Here is a 20,070-nt window from a genome sequence, read left to right as displayed (position 1 = left end):
GGACGTGGTCCGCAACACGCCTCCACGACGCCAACCGCCCGGGATGTCCTGGTCCATTCAGGTTTGGAACGGCCCTCGGAACTCGTTTTCCAGCCAAGCGCGACGGCCCGGTCCGCACCGGGACCGGGCCGTCGTGGAAGCCGTCGAGCGCCTACTTCCGCAGACCGATCTCGTCGCACGCCGCCTCGTACTTGGCGGCGCAGATCTCGGAGATCTTGTAGATGCCGTCGCTGACGACGGTGTCGTTGATGTTCTCGCGGGTCAGCGCGACCACGGGGACGAGCTGGGACGGAATGTCCTTGGTGGTGGGGCTGTCGACCCGGTCGGCCGTCAGGGAGTCGAACTTGATGTCCTTGCCCTGGACCTTGGCCACGGCCATCTCGGCCGCCGCCTCGGCCTCCTCCGGGTAGGACTTGTAGACGCTCATGTACTGCTCGCCGGTGACGATCCGCTGCACGGCGTCGAGTTCGGCGTCCTGGCCAGTGATCGGCGGCAGCTCGGTGACGCCCGCGGCCTCCAGGGCCTTGATGACACCGCCGGCCATGCCGTCGTTGGCGGAGTAGACGGCCGCGATGTTGGAGGCGCCGATCTCGTTGATCGCCTCGGTCATGTTGGCCGTGGCGTTCTCCGGCTTCCAGTCCGTGGTGTCGTAGGACTTGGCGATCGTCACCTGGCCGTTCAGCTCGGAGAGCGCGCCCGCCTTGAACTGCTTGGCGTTGGGGTCGGTGGGCGAGCCGTTCATCATGACGATCTTCGTCGAGGTGTCGACGTCACCGCCGAGCGCGGCCATCAGCGACCGCCCCTGCACCTCGCCGACCAGCTCGTTGTCGAAGGAGATGTACGCGTCGATCGGACCCTCGGCCAGCCGGTCGTAGGCGATGACCGGGATGCCGGCCTCCTTGGCCTTCTCCACGTCGGTCGCGATGGCCTTGGAGTCCACGGCGTCCAGCAGGATGACGTCGACCTTGTCGTCGATCATCTTCTGCATCTGCTTGCTCTGCTCGCCGGCGTCGGCGTCCGCGTTGGAGTAGACGACCTGGCCCTTGTTGTCGGTGAGCTCGGCGACCTTGGCCCGGATGATGGGGTGGTCGAACTTGTCGTAGCGCGTGTTGGCCGTCTCCGGCAGGAGCAGGCCCACCGTGATGTCGTCGCCCTTGGTCGGGCTCGCGTCGGCGCTGTCCCCCGACACGCCGAGGGCGCCGCAGGCGGACAGCGACAGGGTCAACGAGGACGCTGCCACGGATATGGCGATACGGCGCATGGGGGAGCTCACTTCTGGTGCCTTCCGGACGCGGGCGCAGCATTGCGACCCAGGTGACTGAAAAGCCAACGCGGCCACGCCCCCCACCGTCAAGCGGAATCACTTAACGAACCCGCAACGCCACGCTCCGCTTGAGTTGTGAAGGTATGGCGGAACCACATCCAAACACCCGTTACGGCCCCTCCACCGCGCCCACCGGAAAGCCGGCGTCCACTTCTCGTACAACCAAGCCGCGTGCTCGGGAGTCGTGATCACGACAGCCTTCGCTCGGCTGTTCGTTCACGACTCAGAGGACCGAATGAACCCAGCCAGAAGCACGACGGCGGCCGCCGCCGCCACGGTCGTGCTCACCACCGCGGCCGGAATGCTCGCCACCGCGACCCCCGCGGCCGCCGCGGTCACCTGCGCCTCCCCGGTGTTCAAGCGGACGTTCTACGCGAACACCACGTTCTCCGGCACCCCGAAGAAGACCGACTGCGACAGCGCGATCGACCAGAACTGGGGCACGGGCGCGCCCGTCTCCGGGCTGCCCTCGAACAACTTCGGCGTGCGCTGGACCGTCACCCGCGACTTCGGCTCCGGCGGCCCGTTCACGCTCAGCGCGTCCGGCCTGGACGGCATCCGGGTCTACCTGGACCCCGAGAAGGCCGACTCCCGCAAGATCAGCCTGTGGACCAACGGCGCCACGACGGTCTCCAAGACCGTCAACCTGACCATCCCCAAGGGCAAGCACACCCTGCGCATCGACTACGTCAACTGGACGGGCAGCGCCAAGGTCAAGTTCGCCTACGCGCCGCGCACTTCGGCGTCCGTCGACACCGTCGCCCCGCTCACGCCCACCGGCACCACCCTGTCCTACGACAAGGCGACCGGCCGGGCGAAGCTCGCCTGGACGAAGAGCGCGGAGATGGACCTCGCGGGGTACCGCGTCTACCGGCGCCCGAAGGGCGGCGCCTACCCGGCCACGCCGCTGGCGACGACGACGTCCACCTCGTACACGGACACCCTGCCGTCCACGGGCGCCGCGCACTACTACGAGGTGCGTTCCGTCGACAAGGCGGGCAACGAGTCGGGCGGCACCGCCGACCTCGGCGTCACCACCGTGGACACCACGGCGCCCGCCGTGCCCGGCACCCTTGGCACCGCCTCCGAGGAGGACGGGCTGCGGGTCACCTGGGGCACCGTCGAGGGAGCCGCCTCCTACCGCGTGTACCGGGCCACGACCGCGGACGGCGCCTACACCCGGGTCGGCACCACGACCGGGGACTCCTACACCGACACCACGGCCGTGGTGGGCACCGCCTACTCCTACCGGGTGACCGCTCTCGACGCCGCCGGCAACGAGTCGGCCCGGTCCGCCGCCGTCAGCGGCAAGCGCCGTGACCTCACCCCGCCGCCCCCGGTGACCGGCGTGGAGGTCACCCCGACCGAGTACGGCTTCCACGTCACCTGGGACCCCAACCCGGCCGAGGACATCGCGAGTTACGTGGTCCGCCGGGGCGAGCTGTGGGGCGACGAGGACGAGCAGGTGTGCTCCCTCTACGCGGGCTACTACGTCTCCGCCGACACCACGTCGTACGAGTACGCCACCGTCCCGGACGGCGACGTGTCCTGCTTCATCGTCGACGCCGTCGACACCGCCGGGAACCACACCTTCCAGATCACCGGCGAGGCGCAGATCGTCGTCGCCACCGAACTGGACATGACGCCGTAGGGGCGTCGGTACGCACGCGAGGGGCCCGGAGAATCGGTCGAGTCTCCGGGCCCCTCGCGTGTTCCGTGCGGCTAGTCCTTGGCCTTCTTCGGGCGCCAGACGACCAGGGCGCTGGTCTGCTGGACCTCCTGGTACGGAACCAGGTCGCGGCGGTACGAGGCGTGCACCGCCGCCTCCCGCTGCTGCATCGCGGCCGCGGCGCCGTCGAGGGCCGACTGGAGTTCGGCCACCCTGCCCTGGAGGGCGGCGACCTGGTTCTCCAGTTCGATGATGCGCTTGATGCCGGCCAGGTTGATACCCTCGTCCTGCGACAACTGCTGCACGGTGCGCAGCAGTTCGATGTCACGGGCCGAGTAGCGGCGGCCCCGGCCCGCGGTGCGGTCCGGGGAGACCAGGCCGAGACGGTCGTACTGGCGCAGCGTCTGCGGGTGCAGGCCGGAGAGCTGGGCCGCCACCGAGATGACGTAGACCGGGGTCTCCTCCGTCAGTTCGTACGGATTGCGTCGACGGCCTTCCATCTGGCATCAAGCTCCCTTCGCGGCCTGGAACAGCTCCGCCCGCGGGTCCTCACCCTCGGTCGCCTCGCGATACGCCTCCAGCGCTTCACGAGCCTTCCCCGTCACGTCCTTCGGGACACTCACCTCTACGGTGACCAGCAGATCGCCCCGGGTGCCGTCCTTGCGGACCGCGCCCTTGCCCCGCGCCCGCATGGTGCGGCCGTTGGGGGTGCCGGGCGGCAGCTTCAGGGTGACCGGCGGGCTGCCCAGGGTGGGCACCCTGACCTCCCCGCCGAGCGCGGCCTCCGCGAAGGTCACCGGGACCGTCACCGTCAGGTTGTCCTCCTTGCGGCCGAACACCGGGTGCCCGTCCACATGGACCGTGACGTACAGGTCGCCGGAGGGGCCGCCCCGCTCGCCGGGCGCGCCCTTCCCGCGCAGCCGGATGCGCTGGTTGTCGCTGACCCCGGCCGGGATGCGCACCTGCATGGTCCGCGAGGACTTGGCCCGGCCGCTGCCCTTGCAGATCTCGCAGGCGTCCTCGGCGATCAGGCCGCGGCCCTTGCAGTCCGGGCAGGGGTCGGTCAGCGAGAAGCCGCCGCCCGAGCCCCGGGCCACCTGTCCGGTACCGACGCAGGTCGGGCAGACCCGCGGGTTGCCGTTCTTGTCGCCGGTGCCCGAACACGCCTTGCACGGTGACTGCGAGGACATCCGCAGCGGCACCGTCGCGCCCTCGATCGCCTCGGTGAAGGTGAGGGTGACCTCGGTGTCGATGTCCTGGCCGCGTCGGGGCTGGACCCGGCCGGTGCCGGCGCCGCCCCGGTTGAACAGGCCCCCGAAGACGTCACCCAGGCCGCCGCCGAAGCCGCCGGCGCCCTGCTGGCCGCCGCCCTGGGCGCCGCCCCCGAAGAGGTCGCCCAGGTCGAAGTTGAACGAGCCGCCGCCCGCGCCCGGCCCCGGGCGGAATCCGCCGTTGCCGAACAGGGCGCGCGCCTCGTCGTACTCCTTGCGCTTCTTGGGGTCGCCGAGGACGTCGTTCGCCTCGGAGATCTCCTTGAAGCGCTCCTCGGCCTTGGCGTTGCCCTTGTTGGCGTCCGGGTGGAACTCGCGGGCGAGCTTCCGGTACGCCTTCTTGATCTCGGCCTCGGTGGCGTCCTTGGGGACGCCGAGGACCTTGTAGAAGTCCTTCTCGATGAAGTCCTTGGTGCTCATCCCCGACGTCCCTCCTTTCTCATCGCTTCAAGCTCAGCCCTCGTCCGGGCCACCGCTCTCCTTGTCGTCGCCCGCTTCCGCGGCTTCCGGGGAGTCCGCCTTGACGGTCTGGGCGCCGGGCTGCGGCTCGGCGACCGCCACCCGCGCGGGGCGGATGGTGCGCTCGCCGATGCGATACCCCGGCTGGAGGATCGCGACGCAGGTCGTCTCGGTGACGTCCGGCGCGTAGCTGTGCATCAGCGCCTCGTGGATCGTCGGGTCGAAGGGCTCGCCCTCCTTGCCGAACTGCTGAAGACCCATCTTGGCGGCGACGGTCTCCAGCGACTCGCCGACGGACTTGAAGCCGCCGACGAACTCGCCGTGGTCCCGCGCGCGGCCGATGTCGTCGAGCACGGGCAGGAGTTCGGTCAGGAGGTTCGCGACGGCGATCTCCTTGACCGTGATCCGGTCCCGCTCCACGCGGCGGCGGTAGTTCTGGTACTCGGCCTGGAGCCGCTGGAGATCCGCGGTGCGCTCACCGAGCGCGGTACGGACCTGGTCCAGCTGGGCGATCAGGCCGGCGTCTGCGGTTGCGTCCCCGGCCGGGGCCGTCGCCTCGCCGTTCGGCTGGGCTGCGGCCTTCGGCTCGGCGTCGTCGGGGGTGGCGCCGGAGGGGACGTCGGGCTTCTCCTCGAAGCCCGGGGTCTCCTCCGTCACGCGGCACCGTCCTTGCGCTCGTCGTCGACGATCTCGGCGTCGACGACGTCGTCGTCGGCCTTCGGGGCGTCGGCGCCGGCGGACGCGCCGCCCGCGGCCTGGGCACCCTGGGCGTCGGCGTACATGGCCTGGCCGAGCTTCTGCGAGACCGCGGCGACCTTCTCGGTGGCGGTGCGGATCTCGGCGGTGTCCTCGCCCTTGAGCGCGGCCTTCAGCTCCTCGACGGACGCCTCGACCTCGGACTTGATGTCGCCGGGGACCTTGTCCTCGTTGTCCTTGAGGAACTTCTCCGTCTGGTAGACGAGCTGCTCGCCCTGGTTGCGGGTCTCGGCGGCCTCGCGGCGGCGGTGGTCCTCGTCCGCGTACTGCTCGGCCTCCTGGCGCATGCGGTCGACCTCGTCCTTCGGCAGCGAGGAGCCGCCGGTGACGGTCATCTTCTGCTCCTTGCCCGTGCCCAGGTCCTTGGCGGTCACGTGCATGATGCCGTTGGCGTCGATGTCGAAGGAGACCTCGATCTGCGGGACGCCGCGCGGCGCCGGCGGCAGACCGGTCAGCTCGAACATCCCGAGCTTCTTGTTGTACGCCGCGATCTCGCGCTCGCCCTGGTAGACCTGGATCTGCACGGACGGCTGGTTGTCCTCGGCCGTCGTGAAGATCTCGGACCGCTTGGTCGGGATCGTGGTGTTGCGCTCGATGAGCTTGGTCATGATGCCGCCCTTGGTCTCGATACCGAGGGACAGCGGGGTCACGTCGAGGAGCAGGACGTCCTTGACCTCACCCTTGAGGACACCGGCCTGGAGCGAGGCGCCGATGGCGACGACCTCGTCCGGGTTCACACCCTTGTTGGCGTCCTTGCCGCCGGTCAGCTCCTTGACCAGCTCGGCGACGGCGGGCATACGGGTGGAGCCACCGACCAGGACGACGTGGTCGATCTCGCTGAGGGAGATGCCGGCGTCCTTGATGACGTTGTGGAACGGCGTCTTGCAGCGCTCCAGCAGGTCCGCGGTCAGCTGCTGGAACTGGGCGCGGGTGAGCTTCTCGTCGAGGTGCAGGGGGCCCTCGGCGGAGGCGGTGATGTAGGGCAGGTTGATCGTGGTCTCGGTGGACGAGGACAGCTCGATCTTCGCCTTCTCGGCGGCCTCGCGCAGGCGCTGGAGCGCCATCTTGTCCTTGGAGAGGTCCACGCCGTGACCGGCCTGGAACTGCTTGACCAGGTAGTCCATGACGCGCTGGTCCCAGTCGTCACCACCGAGGTGGTTGTCGCCGTTGGTGGCCTTCACCTCGACGACGCCGTCGCCGATCTCCAGGAGGGACACGTCGAAGGTGCCGCCACCGAGGTCGAAGACGAGGATGATCTGCTCGTCCTTGTCGAGGCCGTACGCCAGCGCGGCGGCGGTCGGCTCGTTGACGATGCGCAGGACGTTCAGGCCCGCGATCTCGCCGGCCTCCTTCGTCGCCTGACGTTCGGAGTCGTTGAAGTACGCGGGGACGGTGATGACCGCGTCGGTCACCTTCTCGCCCAGGTACGCCTCGGCGTCACGCTTCAGCTTCTGCAGGATGAACGCGGACATCTGCTGCGGGTTGAAGGGCTTCCCGTCCAGCTCGATCTTCCAGTCGGTGCCCATGTGGCGCTTCACCGAGCGGATGGTCCGGTCCACGTTGGTGACCGCCTGGCGCTTGGCCACCTCGCCGACGAGCACCTCGCCGTTCTTCGCGAAGGCGACGACGGACGGCGTGGTCCTGGCACCCTCGGCGTTGGTGATGACGGTGGGCTCGCCGCCCTCCAGAACGCTGACGACGGAGTTGGTTGTGCCCAGGTCGATGCCGACCGCACGTGCCATGGTGATCTTCCTCCAGCTGACTTGAGTGGAACGGACTCAAGTGTGCACGACCGGCCCCGCCCGGTCAACAGACCTGAGTCTGTGAGGCTCAACTCTTATCCCCTCCTTACGCGCAACCGGGCGTCGAGCCGTCCTCAACCTAGCGGCTTATGTACTGATTCGATGCGAATAACGCGATCGGCCCCTAAGGCAAGCCTCAGCGACACAGATCACCGAGGCGCTGACTACAGTGCGAAGCAGGATGCGGGTAGTCTCAGACGGACTACCTAAGTTACCGCTTAGTAATTTGCTGAACCTCGCAGGCCCGAGGAGCCTCCATGCAACTCGCCGCGATCATCGTGTCGATGGTCCTCATGGCAGTCGGCGTAGCCCTGTTCGGCCGTGCCGTGCTGCAGATCGTCCGCTTCATGATGCTCGGCCAGCCGCTCCCGGCCGGGACCAGGACCGACGACCCCGTCCTGCGGACCATCACCGTGGCCAAGGAGTTCCTCGGCCACACCCGGATGAACCGCTGGGGCGTCGTCGGCATCGCGCACTGGTTCGTGGCGATCGGCTTCTACACGCTGCTGCTCACGATCGTGAACGCCGTCGGCCAGCTCTTCCAGGCCGACTGGCTGCTGCCGATCGTCGGCGAGTGGGCGCCGTACAACGTCTTCGTCGAGTTCATCGGCACCATGACCGTCCTCGGCATCCTCGTCCTGATCGCCGTGCGGCAGCTGTCCCGGCCGGGCGGCGCGGGCCGCAAGTCCCGGTTCGCGGGCTCCAACACCGGCCAGGCGTACTTCGTCGAGACGATCATCCTGATCGTCGGTGTCTGCATCTTCATGCTGCACGCCCTCGAAGGCGCCCAGCACCACGTGGACGGCTACGAGGCCTCGTTCTTCATCTCGTACCCGGTCGTCTCCGCGCTGGAGGGCCTGGACCTCTCCACGCTCCAGAACCTCACCTACTTCTTCGCCGCCCTGAAGATCGCCGCGTCCTTCATCTGGATGATCACGGTCTCGCTGAAGACCGACATGGGTGTGGCCTGGCACCGCTTCCTCGGCTTCCCGAACATCTGGTTCAAGCGCAACGCCGACGGCGCCACCTCGCTGGGCGCGCTGCTGCCGATGACCTCCGGCGGCAAGCCGATCAACTTCGAGGACCCGGGCGAGGACGACGTCTTCGGCGTCTCCCAGGTCGAGCAGTTCTCCTGGAAGGGCCTGCTGGACTTCTCCACCTGCACCGAGTGCGGCCGCTGCCAGTCCCAGTGCCCGGCCTGGAACACCGGCAAGCCGCTCTCCCCCAAGCTGCTGATCATGTCGCTGCGCGACCACGCGCACGCCAAGGCCCCGTACCTGCTGGCCGGCGGCGGCAAGTCCATGGAGGGCGAGGAGAAGGCGTCCGAGGAGCAGCTGGCGGGCGTCCCCGCCGCGGCCCTCGCCGAGGCCGAGCGCCCGCTGATCGGCACCGTCGAGGAGAACGGCGTCATCGACCCGGACGTCCTGTGGTCCTGCACCACCTGCGGCGCCTGTGTCGAGCAGTGCCCGGTGGACATCGAGCACATCGACCACATCGTCGACATGCGCCGCTACCAGGTGATGATCGAGTCCGCGTTCCCGTCCGAGGCGGGCACGATGCTCAAGAACCTGGAGAAGAAGGGCAACCCCTGGGGCCTGGCGAAGAAGCAGCGCCTGGAGTGGCTCAAGGAGGTCGACTTCGAGGTCCCGGTCGTCGGCAAGGACATCGAGGACCTGTCCGAGGTCGAGTACCTGTACTGGGTCGGCTGCGCCGGCGCCCTGGAGGACCGCGCCAAGAAGACCACCAAGGCCTTCGCGGAGCTGCTGCACATGGCGGGCGTCAAGTTCGCGATCATGGGCGGCGACGAGAAGTGCACCGGTGACTCCGCCCGCCGCCTCGGCAACGAGCCCCTGTTCCAGGAGCTGGGCATGGAGAACGTCGCCGCGCTGAACATGGCGTTCGGCGAGGACGACGAGGACCCGGAGACCAGGAAGCCGAAGTCGGCGAAGAAGATCGTCGCCACCTGCCCGCACTGCCTCAACACGATCGGCAACGAGTACCCGCAGCTCGGCGGCGACTACGAGGTCATCCACCACACCCAGCTGCTCCAGCACCTGGTGGACGAGGGCAAGCTGGTCCCGGTGACCCCGGTCGAGGGCATCATCACCTACCACGACCCCTGCTACCTGGGCCGGCACAACAAGATCTACACGCCTCCGCGCGAGATCATGACCGCCGTCCCGGGCCTGCGTCAGCAGGAGATGCACCGCCACAAGGAGCGCGGCTTCTGCTGCGGCGCCGGCGGCGCGCGGATGTGGATGGAGGAGCGGATCGGCAAGCGCATCAACAACGAGCGCGTCGACGAGGCGCTGTCCCTCAACCCGGACATCATCTCCACCGCCTGCCCCTTCTGCCTGGTCATGCTCACCGACTCGGTGAACGGCAAGAAGGCCGCGTCCGAAAGCGGCTCCGCCGCGGGCGGCAAGGCCAAGGAGTCGATCCAGGTCGTCGACGTCGCCCAGCTGCTGCTGGAGTCGGTGAAGACGCCGGTCGACCCGCAGGACGCGGCGGAGACCGAGAACGAGCCGGAGCCCGAGCCGGTGAAGTAGCGCCGTCACGGGAGCACGTCCGACGCCCCCTGTCCCTCGCGTGAGGGACAGGGGGCGTCGTCGTGAGGCAGGCTGGACGCAGGAACCGATCGGAAGGGCTCACCGCGTGATCATCTTCGGCACCAAGGGCTACGTGTACCAGCTCGCGATACTCACCCTGGTCTGCGCCCGGTGCGGCAACCCCGCCGCGCACACCCTGCGCAAGCGGGTCACCAAGTTCACCCTGTTCTTCGTGCCGCTGTTCCCGTTCTCCACCAAGTACTCCACGCAGTGCACCTTCTGCGGCGCGGAGCAGAACCTGCCGAGGGAACAGGCCGAGCGGCTCCAGGAGCAGGCCGCGGGCGGGGCCGCCCAGCCGTACGGGCAGCCCCAGAACCAGCCGTACCAGTGACCGGCGGGCCTGCCGGGTGACCGGCCCGCGTCTCAGTGGCCGGCGGCCGGGCGCGGCTGTCCGGTGCCCAGGCGACGGGCCAGCAGCCCCAGGAACGAGGCGTTGACCAGGCCGGCGGCGATCGTCGCAGCGGAGAAGACCAGCGGGCTGAGCCACTCGATGTGCTGGACGGGCATCGCCAGCGCCAGGGCGGGGAAGCTCAGCGGCGCCGTGGTGACGATCGGGTAGATACCGGCGAAGCCCGGGTCCTCGGTGAGGTAGCAGGCGTAGAGGAAGAAGCCGACCGCCGCCGCGACCACCGCGAGGTAGCCGCGCGAGAGCCAGTTGTCCGTCGCGGGCGCCAGCAGGGTCCGGATCGCGCGGCGGGGACGGGCGGAACGCTTCATGTCGGGTCCTGCTTCCTGGGAGTTCGAGGGCGTGGGTTGTTCGAACACGTGCGAGTCCGCGGGCGGGCGGGTTCGCGGGCGGGGGTCGTTCGAGGGCAGGCGAGTCCGCGGGCCTGCGGGTTCGTTGGCCTGCGAGTCCGCGGGGCCGCGGGTTCGCGGGCGGGCGAGTTCGCGGGCGGGCGGGTTCGCGGGCGGGCGAGTCCGCAGGCGGGCGAGTTCGCGGGCGGGCGAGTCCGCAGGCGGGCGAGTCCGCAGGCGGGCGAGTCCGCAGGCGGGCGAGTCCGCAGGCGGGCGAGTCCGCAGGCGGGCGAGTCCGCAGGCGGGCGAGTTCGCAGGCGGGCGGGTTCGCGGGCGGGCGGGTTCGCGGGGAGAGCGTCACGCGTGCCGTGCGGCGCGGCTGTCGCGGACGTGGTGGGCGAGGGCGCCGAGCGCGGCCGCGTTGACCAGCGCGCTCAGCAGCAGCCAGCCGGCGAACCCGGTGAGGGCGAGCGCCTGCGCCGCGCCGCCGCCCTCGGTGCCGGGGCCGAACGGCACGACCGCGGCCATGGTGGACCAGGGCGCGGTGAGCATCAGGGGGGCCGCGGCGAGAGCGCCGTCCGGGGCGGCGAAGACGGCCACCGCGGAGCCGGCGAACAGCGCCCAGTAGCCCCGGGCCGGCCAGGTGTCGGTGGCCAGGGCGAACAGTCGGCGTGCTCGGGAGTCCTTCGGCATCGCGGTCCCCTCCAGGTCGGTCCGTGCGTCGTGGGATCCACAGTGGACCGGCGGGCGCGGCCGGACATGAGTACGGGTACTCAGCGAACGTGGGGCGGAACACCCTCTCTGGCCGAACAGGCCCCTGTCGCCCGCTCTCGAACACATGCATCATGTCGAGGTCGTTACCGGTGATGCCGACGAGATGAGTGGTGCGCGTGCGAAGCGCTGGGACCTGTTACGCGGCCCTCGGCTGCTGCTCCGCGCTGCTCCTGCTCAGCGCCTGCGGACCCGCCCAGCACCCCGCGAGTCCGGCGTCCTCGCCGACGGTGCGGGTCGCGCAGGGCCCGGCCCGGCTGCCCGTCCCGCGCGGCGACGGCAGCCGTGTCGACGACGACTTCAACGGCGACGGCCACCGCGACCTCGTCCTCGACCAGCTGGCCAAGGCGCAGGCGCACGCCGACGACCCGGGCATCGGCATCGTCTACGGCAGCGCACGCGGCCTCAACCCGGCCACCCGTCAACTGCTCAGTCCCGAGAAGAACGCCGCCGCCACCGACGGTCAACTGCCCGCCCTGTTCGAGGCGGAGGCGAGCTGCGACCTGGACGGCGACGGCTTCACCGACCTGGTCGTCTCCACCGACCCGCCCTACGACGGCCAGGGGCAGCCGCCGGTCCCCCTCCAACTGCTGTTCGGCTCGCCGCAGGGCCTGGCCGGCAAGGCCGTCACCCTGACCGTGCCGGTCCGGGCCCGCGTCGGCAACGACTGGCCCGACCGGCCGGTCTGCGGCGACTTCGACGGCGACGGCGCCGAGGACCTGGTCCTGCACGCCTCCGGCGGCCGGCTGAGCTTCCTGCGCGGCCCGTTCACCCGCAAGGGCGCCGCCAGGGCGGCCGGCGACCCGATCGCCTCCCCGGGCAACATCCCCACCGGGCCCGCCACCGACGTCGACCGCGACGGCTACGACGACCTGCTCGTCCGTACCGCCGAGGGCTCCGGCCCCACCGCCGTGGTGCTGGGCGGACCGGCCGGACCGACCCGCACCGGAGTGACCCTGCCCGCCGGGATCGACGTGGCGCTCGGCGACTTCGGCAAGGGCAGGGCACGGGACGCCGCGGTCGGAACCATGGGGGAAACGTCACTGCGCTACGACCTGCCCACCGCCGCCCGCGCCACCCTCGCCTCGGCCGGCTCGATGCTCGACGCCGCCGACTTCGACGGCGACGGACGGGACGAACTCGTCTCCAGCGGGGCCCGGCTGCGGCTCTTCCCCGGCGGCACCGCGGGGCTCTCCGGCGAACCCGTGACCGTCGAACCGCCCGGCACCGGAACCACCCGCGTGGTGTCGGTGGCCGACCTCGACGGCGACGGACGGGCCGACCTGACGGTACGGACGTACCGCAGCGAGACACGCGACCTCGTCGCCGTCTACCCGGGGACGAAACAGGGCCTGGTCGCCGCCGAACCCACGGTCACCTTCTCCACCGCGGCCTTCCTCGGCCACTGAGCCACACGCCGGTCACAGGGGATTCAAAAAACAACCGAACTCACGTACAACCCTTGGACATCGATACGGGTCTCCTGATCGCCGACCGAGACGTGAATCCCGGAACAACTCCCGGAGAACACGACCGGCCGCGCCCCCATCGACTGTGGACGCCCCGCCAGGCGTCCCCGCATGCCGCAGGAGAACCCGCATGCACCAGACAGTGCGACTCGCCCTCGCGGCGGCCACCGCTGCCGCGCTGACGGGCGGGCTGCTCACCTTCACGGCCGCCACCGCGCACGCCGCGGACTCGACCGTCGTCGCGCAGGCCGACTTCAACAACGACGGCTACGGCGACGTCGCCTTCTCCGCCCAGGGCGCGTACGTGAACGGCAAGAAGAACGCCAGCCAACTGGTCGTCCTCTACGGCTCCGCGTCCGGCGTGTCGTCCGCCAAGCGCTCCACCATCAGCCAGAACACCACCGGGGTGCCCGGCACCGCCGAGACCGGTGACGTCTTCGCCGGCGACACCGCGTTCGCCGACTTCAACAACGACGGCTACGACGACATCGCCGTCGGCTCCCCGGGCGAGGACATGGGCTCGGACACCGACGGCGGCAGCCTGGCGATCCTGTGGGGCTCGGCCTCCGGCATCACCGGCAAGGGTGTCACCGTCGCCGACCCGGCGCCGTCCACGCACGACTACTGGGGCAGCACCCTCGCCGCCGGCGACTTCGACGGCGACGGCAAGGCCGACCTCGCCGTCGGCAGCACCACCGCCACCGTCCACGTCTTCAAGGGCGGCTTCTCCAGCAGCGGCAGCGCGGGCGGCCGCTACACCGTCAAGCCGCCGATCCGGGGCGCGGACGGACGCGGCCCGCTCAACCTGACCGCCGGCGACATCAACGGCGACGGCCGCACCGACCTCGTCGTCGACGGCTACGAGACCCAGACCGACTACGGCTGGAACACCAACTACTACATCCCCGGCTCCGCCGGCGGCCTGACCACGTCCGGCATCCGGACCCTCAAGCCGGGCGTCATCACCGCCATCGGCGACATCGACCAGGACGGCTTCGGCGACATCGTCAGCGGCGCCCAGTGGAACACCACCACCGAGGACGGCACGCCGATCCCCAACTCCGCCAAGGGCGGCAAGGTCTGGGTGACCTACGGCACCGTCGACGGCCCCGGCTCGGCCACCGGCATCACCCAGGACACCGGCAACGTCCCCGGCACCTCCGAGGGCAACGACTGGTTCGGCTACGAGCTGGACCTCGGCGACATCAACGGCGACGGCTTCCTCGACCTGGCCATCGGCGTCGCGGGCGAGAACATCGGCTCCGCCGTCAACACCGGCGCGGTCACCGTCCTCTACGGCACCGCGAGCGGCCTGAACACCACCTCCGGGGGCCAGTCCTTCGCCCAGTCCACCGCCGGCGTCCCCGGCAGCGACGAGGACGACGACATGTTCGGCATCGACGTCAAGCTCGACGACGTCAACGGCGACGGCCGGGCGGACCTGGTCGCGGGCTCCTCCGAGAACGCCGGCAACGGCGCCGTCACCTACCTGCCCTCCAGCGGTACGAAGATCACCACCAGCGGCTCCCGGACCGTCTCGCCCAGCACCGCGGGTGTCTCGACGACCGGTACGCCGTACTTCGGCGCGAACTTCGCCGACTGACCGGCCGCACCACCACCCCGGGCCCGCACCCCGCGTGCGGGCCCGCCCCCACCGGAGTCACCTCTTGCGCACTCTCGTAGCAGGGCCGACCTGGTCACCGGCCCCGGCTACGAGAACACCAACGGCTCCGTCACCTACCTGCGGGGCACCACAACCGGCCTGACCACCACCGGAGCCACCTCGTTCACCGCCGCCGGCGCCGGCCTCAAGGGCAGCGCCTTCGGCTGGGACCTCGCCAAGTGAGCCGCCGATCGCGCCGCCGAGTCAGCGGCACCCACGCGCACCCACGGAAGCCACGCGCCCGACAGGAGACCCCCGTCATGACCCGACGCACCGCCGCCGCGCTCACCGCCACCCTGCTGGCGACCGGCGTGACCCCCCTGTTCCTCTCCGCGCCCGCCTCGGCGGCCGTGGCCAAGTACTCCGACGACTTCAACGGCGACGGCTACCGCGACCTCGCCTACGGCGGCCACAACGACACCGACCGCTCCGGCGGCACCGTCACCGTCGTCTACGGCACCGCCACCGGCCCGGACACCGCGCACCCCCGCTTCCTCCACCAGGACAGCGCGGGCATCCCCGGCTCCGGCGAGGAGGACGACCAGTTCGGCGCCTCCCTCGCCAGCGCCGACCTCAACAAGGACGGCTACGCCGACCTGGTCGTCGGCAACCCCACCGAGCACGTGGGCAGCCAGCGGTACCGCGGCTCGGTGACCATCGTCTGGGGATCGAAGTCGGGGCTGTCCGGCGGCACCGCCGTGACCCCGCGCACCGGCTCCCAGGGCCACTTCGGCACCGACGTCGCCACCGGCGACTTCACCGGGGACGGCTCGCCCGACCTGGCCGTGATCGGCGGCATGGAGACCTGGCTGTACCGGGGTGCGTTCACCAAGTCCGGCGCCACCGGCTCCGTCAGCAAGATCGACAAGGCGGGCGCGGGCTGGTACTCGTACGGCCTCGCGGCCGGCAAGGTCAACGGCGACGGGAAGACGGACCTCGTCGTCCTCGGCGAGCAGTTCGTGGACAACACCCCCGTCGAGCGGGTCTGGTTCCTCAAGGGTTCCAGCTCCGGGCTGACCTCGGGCGCCTCCAAGACGGTCGCCGCGGGCAGCGCCGCCATCGGCGACTTCGACAAGGACGGCTACGGCGACATCGCCCTCGGCCGCCCCGACGCCAACGACGGCATGGGCTCGCTGACGGTGTGGCGGGGCACCGCCTCCGGCCCGAGCGGTTCGCACACCTACAACCAGGCCAGCTCCGGTGTCTCCGGCAGCCGTGAGCGGGACGACAACTTCGGTTACGCGGTCGCGGCCGGCGACACCGACGGCGACGGCTACGCGGACCTCGCGGTCGGCGTCCCGCACGAGGACGCCGGCTCGGTCGAGGACCAGGGCGGCGTGCACCTCTTCCGCGGCGGCCCCGGCGGCCTGACCGGGACGCGCTCCGCGTGGATCGCGCAGACCGTCACCGGTGCCGACGGGGCGTACGCGTCCTTCGGCTACACCTTGCGCCTGCGGGACCTGACGCGGGACGGCAAGGCCGACCTGGGCGTGGGTGCGGCGGGCGCCGGTGTCCTTCTGCGGGGCGCCGCGGGCGGCACGACGACCAGCGGCGCGGTCGTCCTGCCTGAGCTGGGCGGATCGTTCCAGGACTGAGGCCGGCAGGGTCTCCGACCCCATCTCCGGCCCCACCCCCGACCCCACCCCTGATTCCCTCCTCGGAGGCCCTTAGGGGATGTCACAGCTCGGCAGCAAAGCCGGGCCCGGACCGCCGGGCCCGGCGCACCGTCCGCCGGGACCAGGTACGTTCGAAGGCGTGGCTGGATTCAGGATCGGACGCGGCGGCCGGGACAACCGGACCCCGCAAGGGCGACCGCAACAACCTCCGTACGGGCAGCAGGGGCCGTCGTACGGCTACCCCCCGCCCCCGCAGGCGCCGTACGGCGGCCAGGGCGGCGGACACGGCGGCCAGGGCGGACACGGCGGCGGCTACGGCGGACACGGCGGCGGACACGGCGAGCCGGAGTACTTCGGCCACGACGGCCGGCACCCGCAGGGACACGGCGGACCGGACCCGTACGCGGCGAACAACCCTGGCCACACCCAGGCGTTCTCCGTCCACGACGACCCGTACACCCAGGGCGAGACCTACCAGGCGGGCGCGGCGCCGATCGGCCCCCGGCTGCCCTGGAAGGAACTCCTGAAGGGGATCTTCCTCTCCCCGTCGAGGACCTTCCTCCAGATGCGGGACTACGCGGTGTGGGGCCCCGCCCTCATCGTGACGTTCCTCTACGGGCTGCTCGCGGTGTTCGGTTTCGACGACACCCGCTCGGACGCGATCAACGCCACCCTGTCGAACGCGATCCCCATCGTCCTGACCACGGGCGTGGCGATGGTGATCTCCTCGTTCATCCTCGGCGTGGTCACCCACACCCTGGCCCGCCAGCTCGGCGGCAACGGCGCCTGGCAGCCCACGGTCGGCCTGTCCATGCTGATCATGTCGCTCACGGACGCCCCGCGGCTGCTCGTGGCGATGTTCCTCGGCGGCGACGCGACCTTCGTCCAGCTCCTGGGCTGGGCGACCTGGGTCGCGGCCGGCGCGCTGCTGACCGTGATGGTCAGCCGCTCCCACGACCTGCCGTGGCCGAAGGCGCTGGGCGCGTCCGCGATCCAGCTGATCGCCCTGCTGTCGATCGTGAAGCTGGGCACGTTCTAGCCCTACCGCACGTCGACGAAGTCCCCGGCGGCACTGACCGCCGGGGTGGTCGCGCTACCGGCGAAGCTGTAGCGGAAGTAGCCGTCGACGGAGGCGGAGACGGTGGCCCTGAGCGCCCCGGTCGAGCTGGTGCTCACGGTCTTCACCCGGAGACCTGGTAGTTGATCGCGGAGAGCCCTACGGCGTTGACCAGCGCATCACCACGGAGTTGTCAGGACTCTCCGCACTTCTCCAGAACGGCAGGGCTACCGAGCGCACTCTCGGGACCGAGTTGGTGAGGCGTCTCGTACTTTCCTTTCTCGAAGAGCTTCCGATACTTCTCGCGGGCAGATTCGCCAGGATTCCTCTCGGCAGGATAGAGCTTTCCGTCCCGCGGACGTTCCCACTCATTTCCGTCGGAGTCGACGAACGAAAGTGAGTAATTCTTGAACTCGGCCCCCGAGTCGAGTCGAACGTTCTCACCGTGGCGGTTCGGTGCATAGATATCGATCAACGCGATCTCAGCCCTGGAACACGGGGCGAGCGCATCAACCGGAACCTGAATCACAGCCCTGACCCTCTCGCCCTCCGCCTGCCCCGAGATTTCCATCCCCAGGAACACCTTGCGAACCGGATCAAGCGAACGGTTGACGACAACAAGCTTCGACTCACCGCCCTTCGGATATTCGGGCCAGAGATTGACGAGCGAGGCTTGCGCCTGCTCTGCCAGCTGGTCCTGTTTCTTCGACTGCTTCAACTGATCCTGGGCAACCTCCCTCGCGGTGTCGTTCGTGTCCCAGTTGAGGAAGAGGGCCACAACGGCGGCAAGGGCCACGACAATTGCGGCAATCCCCTGCCAGCGCTCGCTCCAGGGTCGACGAGAATCCTGGCCTTGATTCGGATCCGAGGGCCTCGGATCCGAAGGAGAACTCGGACGCCCGGGGCCGGGTTGCGAAGGTAAGGGCAAAGGCGCGCCGGAGGCCGAAGGAGTTCCCATGGCCGGTGGTTGATTCATGTGTGCGTCAGCCTTGTCAGAGATCCGCATGGATATCCGGGACGACGCCTTGCCGCAAGAGGTGGTTCCAGAGACACGGCCGAACACGCACTAGCACGCGCGTACCATCCCTCACCCACGCCGACGCCGACGCCGACGCCAATAATTAATGGGCCCCACCGAATTCGACGGGACCCAATGGGGCTTCGGAGCCGGAACGACACAACCTCGCTACAGAGCTTCCCTGTTGGGCCTGGCCGACTCGCCAGACTTGTGCACGGGGGGCAGGACGGACCACGGGAAGTTGATCCAGTCGTCCGTCCGCTTCCACACGTACTCGCACTTCACGAGGGAGTGGGACTTCTCGTAGATGACGGCGGAGCGGACCTCGGCGACGTGGTCGAGGCAGAAGTCGTGCACCAGCTTGAGCGTCTTGCCGGTGTCGGCGACGTCGTCGGTGATCAGGACCTTCTTGTCGGAGAAGTCGATCGCGTTGGGGACCGGCGCGAGCATGACCGGCATCTCGAGGGTCGTCCCGACGCCGGTGTAGAACTCGACGTTCACCAGGTGGAGGTTCTTGCAGTCGAGGGCGTAGGCGAGCCCGCCGGCCACGAACACCCCGCCGCGCGCGATGGAGAGGACGATGTCGGGCTCGTACCCGTCGTCCGCGATCGTCTGCGCCAGCTCGCGGACGGCGACGCCGAACCGCTCGTAGGTCAGGTTCTCCCGTGCCGTCGCGTCGCTCATGCCGTCACTCACACCTGAGTCCGATGGAAGTTGAGGAAGGACCGCGAGGCCGTCGGCCCCCGCTGCCCCTGGTACCGGGATCCGTACCGCTCGCTGCCGTAGGGCTCCTCGGCGGGCGAGGTGAGCCGGAACATGCACAGCTGGCCGATCTTCATGCCCGGCCACAGCTTGATGGGCAGCGTGGCGAGGTTGCTCAGCTCCAGGGTGACGTGCCCGGAGAAGCCGGGGTCGATGAAGCCGGCGGTGGAGTGGGTGACGAGGCCGAGGCGGCCGAGGGAGCTCTTGCCCTCCAGCCGGGAGGCCAGGTCGTCGGGGAGGGAGATGACCTCGTAGGTGGAGGCGAGGACGAACTCGCCGGGGTGGAGGATGAACGGCTCGTCGCCCTCCGGCTCCACCAGCCGCGTCAGATCGCTCTGCTCGATGGAGGGGTCGATGTGGGGGTATCGGTGGTTCTCGAACACCCGGAAGTACCGGTCGAGACGTACGTCGATGCTGGACGGCTGCACCATGGATTCGTCGTAGGGATCGATCCGTACCCGTCCGGCGTCGATCTCGGCGCGGATGTCCTTGTCTGAGAGAAGCACGCCCCGAGGATACGCAAGGCGCGCGGACCGACCACAACCGGACGGTACCGCGCGCCTTCGTTCACACTCCGTTACTGCTGCTTCTCCAACGTCACCTGTACGACGCTGCGGAGCCGGGCACAGCGCGGACACCGGACCAACCGTCCGGGACCGAGCCGCTCGGCCTGCTGCATCGGGAACGAGGCGGTGCTGAAGACGTGCCCATCGGCACATCGGACGACGGTGCGCTCCATCAAGTCCTTCGAGTCCCTTCCCCAAGAGCCGCACCCGGCTGCTTGCCGCCGGGCGACGAAAGGCCACATTACGGGATGAAAGGGACGGCTCTCCAGGCGGCACTCCGGTCCCGCCCGGACCCTCTCCCACGCCTCCACCGTACGCCCCAACTCCGGGCGCCCGCAGCCGCATCCCCGCCCTGAAACGCCGTCAGACCCCGCGGTCGGAGCACCGGGGGTCTGGCATGAGGTACAGTGAGCGAGCATGCGGACACCGGCTCGGTCGGCGTCTTACGCGGGTGTAGTTTAATGGTAGAACATCAGCTTCCCAAGCTGAGAGCGCGAGTTCGATTCTCGTCACCCGCTCCATG

Annotated in this window: 16 protein-coding genes, 1 tRNA gene and 2 pseudogenes; 8 read left to right on the top strand and 11 right to left on the bottom strand. The window is 69.8% G+C overall.

Annotated features, from left to right (window positions below):
• Nucleotides 1-151 precede the first annotated feature (151 nt).
• Nucleotides 152-1,261: a substrate-binding domain-containing protein gene (locus AB0E07_RS06795; RefSeq protein WP_362247216.1), complete on the bottom strand. Its 1,110-nt coding sequence runs from the start codon at nucleotides 1,259-1,261 to the stop codon at nucleotides 152-154.
• A gap of 298 nt (nucleotides 1,262-1,559) precedes the next feature.
• Between AB0E07_RS06795 and AB0E07_RS06790 the strand changes: the two are divergent.
• A pseudogene (locus AB0E07_RS06790) lies at nucleotides 1,560-2,972 on the top strand (PA14 domain-containing protein); the annotation flags it as partial.
• 74 nt (nucleotides 2,973-3,046) lie between these two features.
• Here AB0E07_RS06790 and AB0E07_RS06785 read toward each other — a convergent pair.
• The 4 genes from AB0E07_RS06785 to dnaK are packed head-to-tail and all read right to left on the bottom strand — an operon-like array spanning nucleotide 3,047 to nucleotide 7,221.
• Nucleotides 3,047-3,493, bottom strand: coding sequence for a helix-turn-helix domain-containing protein (locus tag AB0E07_RS06785; protein WP_362247214.1), 447 nt, complete (start codon nucleotides 3,491-3,493; stop codon nucleotides 3,047-3,049).
• A gap of 6 nt (nucleotides 3,494-3,499) precedes the next feature.
• A complete protein-coding gene (gene dnaJ / locus AB0E07_RS06780) occupies nucleotides 3,500-4,684 on the bottom strand; it encodes a molecular chaperone DnaJ (RefSeq protein WP_362247212.1) in 1,185 nt (394 codons plus the stop codon).
• A gap of 33 nt (nucleotides 4,685-4,717) precedes the next feature.
• Nucleotides 4,718-5,380, bottom strand: a complete 663-nt coding sequence (gene grpE, locus AB0E07_RS06775) for a nucleotide exchange factor GrpE (RefSeq protein WP_362247210.1) — start codon at nucleotides 5,378-5,380, stop codon at nucleotides 4,718-4,720.
• A complete protein-coding gene (dnaK, locus tag AB0E07_RS06770; RefSeq protein ID WP_362247208.1) occupies nucleotides 5,377-7,221 on the bottom strand; it encodes a molecular chaperone DnaK in 1,845 nt (614 codons plus the stop codon). The genes grpE and dnaK overlap by 4 nt, the downstream gene beginning before the upstream one ends.
• 317 nt (nucleotides 7,222-7,538) lie before the next feature.
• Between dnaK and AB0E07_RS06765 the strand changes: the two genes are divergently transcribed.
• Both AB0E07_RS06765 and AB0E07_RS06760 read left to right on the top strand, forming a co-directional pair.
• Nucleotides 7,539-9,830 carry a (Fe-S)-binding protein gene (locus tag AB0E07_RS06765; RefSeq protein ID WP_362247206.1) on the top strand — a complete coding sequence of 764 codons (2,292 nt, stop codon included), beginning with the start codon at nucleotides 7,539-7,541 and terminating at the stop codon, nucleotides 9,828-9,830.
• 106 nt (nucleotides 9,831-9,936) lie between these two features.
• The gene (locus AB0E07_RS06760) at nucleotides 9,937-10,221 is read left to right on the top strand and encodes a zinc-ribbon domain-containing protein (RefSeq protein WP_362247204.1); all 285 of its coding nucleotides are present in this window, start codon (nucleotides 9,937-9,939) and stop codon (nucleotides 10,219-10,221) included.
• A gap of 32 nt (nucleotides 10,222-10,253) precedes the next feature.
• Here the strand turns inward: AB0E07_RS06760 and AB0E07_RS06755 are convergent, their stop codons facing one another.
• The gene (locus tag AB0E07_RS06755) at nucleotides 10,254-10,607 is read right to left on the bottom strand and encodes a hypothetical protein (RefSeq protein WP_362247202.1); all 354 of its coding nucleotides are present in this window, start codon (nucleotides 10,605-10,607) and stop codon (nucleotides 10,254-10,256) included.
• A 375-nt stretch (nucleotides 10,608-10,982) separates the two neighbouring features.
• Entirely contained in the window at nucleotides 10,983-11,318 is a 336-nt protein-coding gene (locus AB0E07_RS06750) for a hypothetical protein (RefSeq protein ID WP_362247200.1), read from the bottom strand.
• A gap of 191 nt (nucleotides 11,319-11,509) precedes the next feature.
• On the opposite strand from AB0E07_RS06750, the gene AB0E07_RS06745 reads away from it, so the two are divergent.
• From AB0E07_RS06745 to AB0E07_RS06730, 4 genes are all read left to right on the top strand, one after another.
• On the top strand, nucleotides 11,510-12,805 hold the full coding sequence (locus AB0E07_RS06745) for a VCBS repeat-containing protein (RefSeq protein ID WP_362247198.1): 1,296 nt from the start codon (nucleotides 11,510-11,512) through the stop codon (nucleotides 12,803-12,805).
• Between the two features lie 190 nt (nucleotides 12,806-12,995).
• Nucleotides 12,996-14,468, top strand: coding sequence for a VCBS repeat-containing protein (locus AB0E07_RS06740; RefSeq protein WP_362247196.1), 1,473 nt, complete (start codon nucleotides 12,996-12,998; stop codon nucleotides 14,466-14,468).
• Nucleotides 14,469-14,788: 320 nt separating this feature from the next.
• Nucleotides 14,789-16,123 carry an FG-GAP and VCBS repeat-containing protein gene (locus AB0E07_RS06735; RefSeq protein WP_362247194.1) on the top strand — a complete coding sequence of 445 codons (1,335 nt, stop codon included), beginning with the start codon at nucleotides 14,789-14,791 and terminating at the stop codon, nucleotides 16,121-16,123.
• Nucleotides 16,124-16,202: 79 nt separating this feature from the next.
• Nucleotides 16,203-17,183, top strand: a complete 981-nt coding sequence (locus AB0E07_RS06730; RefSeq protein ID WP_362247192.1) for a Yip1 family protein — start codon at nucleotides 16,203-16,205, stop codon at nucleotides 17,181-17,183.
• Between the two features lie 2 nt (nucleotides 17,184-17,185).
• Here the strand turns inward: AB0E07_RS06730 and AB0E07_RS06725 are convergent.
• The 4 genes and pseudogenes from AB0E07_RS06725 to dcd form a co-directional block, all read right to left on the bottom strand.
• A pseudogene (locus AB0E07_RS06725) lies at nucleotides 17,186-17,329 on the bottom strand (calcium-binding protein); the annotation flags it as partial.
• Nucleotides 17,330-17,394: 65 nt separating this feature from the next.
• Nucleotides 17,395-17,997, bottom strand: coding sequence for a hypothetical protein (locus AB0E07_RS06720; RefSeq protein ID WP_362247190.1), 603 nt, complete (start codon nucleotides 17,995-17,997; stop codon nucleotides 17,395-17,397).
• A gap of 390 nt (nucleotides 17,998-18,387) precedes the next feature.
• A complete protein-coding gene (locus tag AB0E07_RS06715) occupies nucleotides 18,388-18,903 on the bottom strand; it encodes a phosphoribosyltransferase (RefSeq protein ID WP_362247188.1) in 516 nt (171 codons plus the stop codon).
• A gap of 8 nt (nucleotides 18,904-18,911) precedes the next feature.
• Nucleotides 18,912-19,487: a dCTP deaminase gene (gene dcd, locus AB0E07_RS06710; protein WP_362247186.1), complete on the bottom strand. Its 576-nt coding sequence runs from the start codon at nucleotides 19,485-19,487 to the stop codon at nucleotides 18,912-18,914.
• 507 nt (nucleotides 19,488-19,994) lie between these two features.
• On the opposite strand from dcd, the gene AB0E07_RS06705 reads away from it, so the two are divergent.
• Nucleotides 19,995-20,068 (top strand) — tRNA-Gly (locus AB0E07_RS06705).
• The last annotated feature ends 2 nt before the right edge of the window (nucleotides 20,069-20,070 follow it).

Source organism: Streptomyces sp. NPDC048002 (assembly GCF_040653275.1).
Lineage (GTDB): Bacteria > Actinomycetota > Actinomycetes > Streptomycetales > Streptomycetaceae > Streptomyces.
This window is presented reverse-complemented; position numbering and strand designations above follow the sequence as displayed.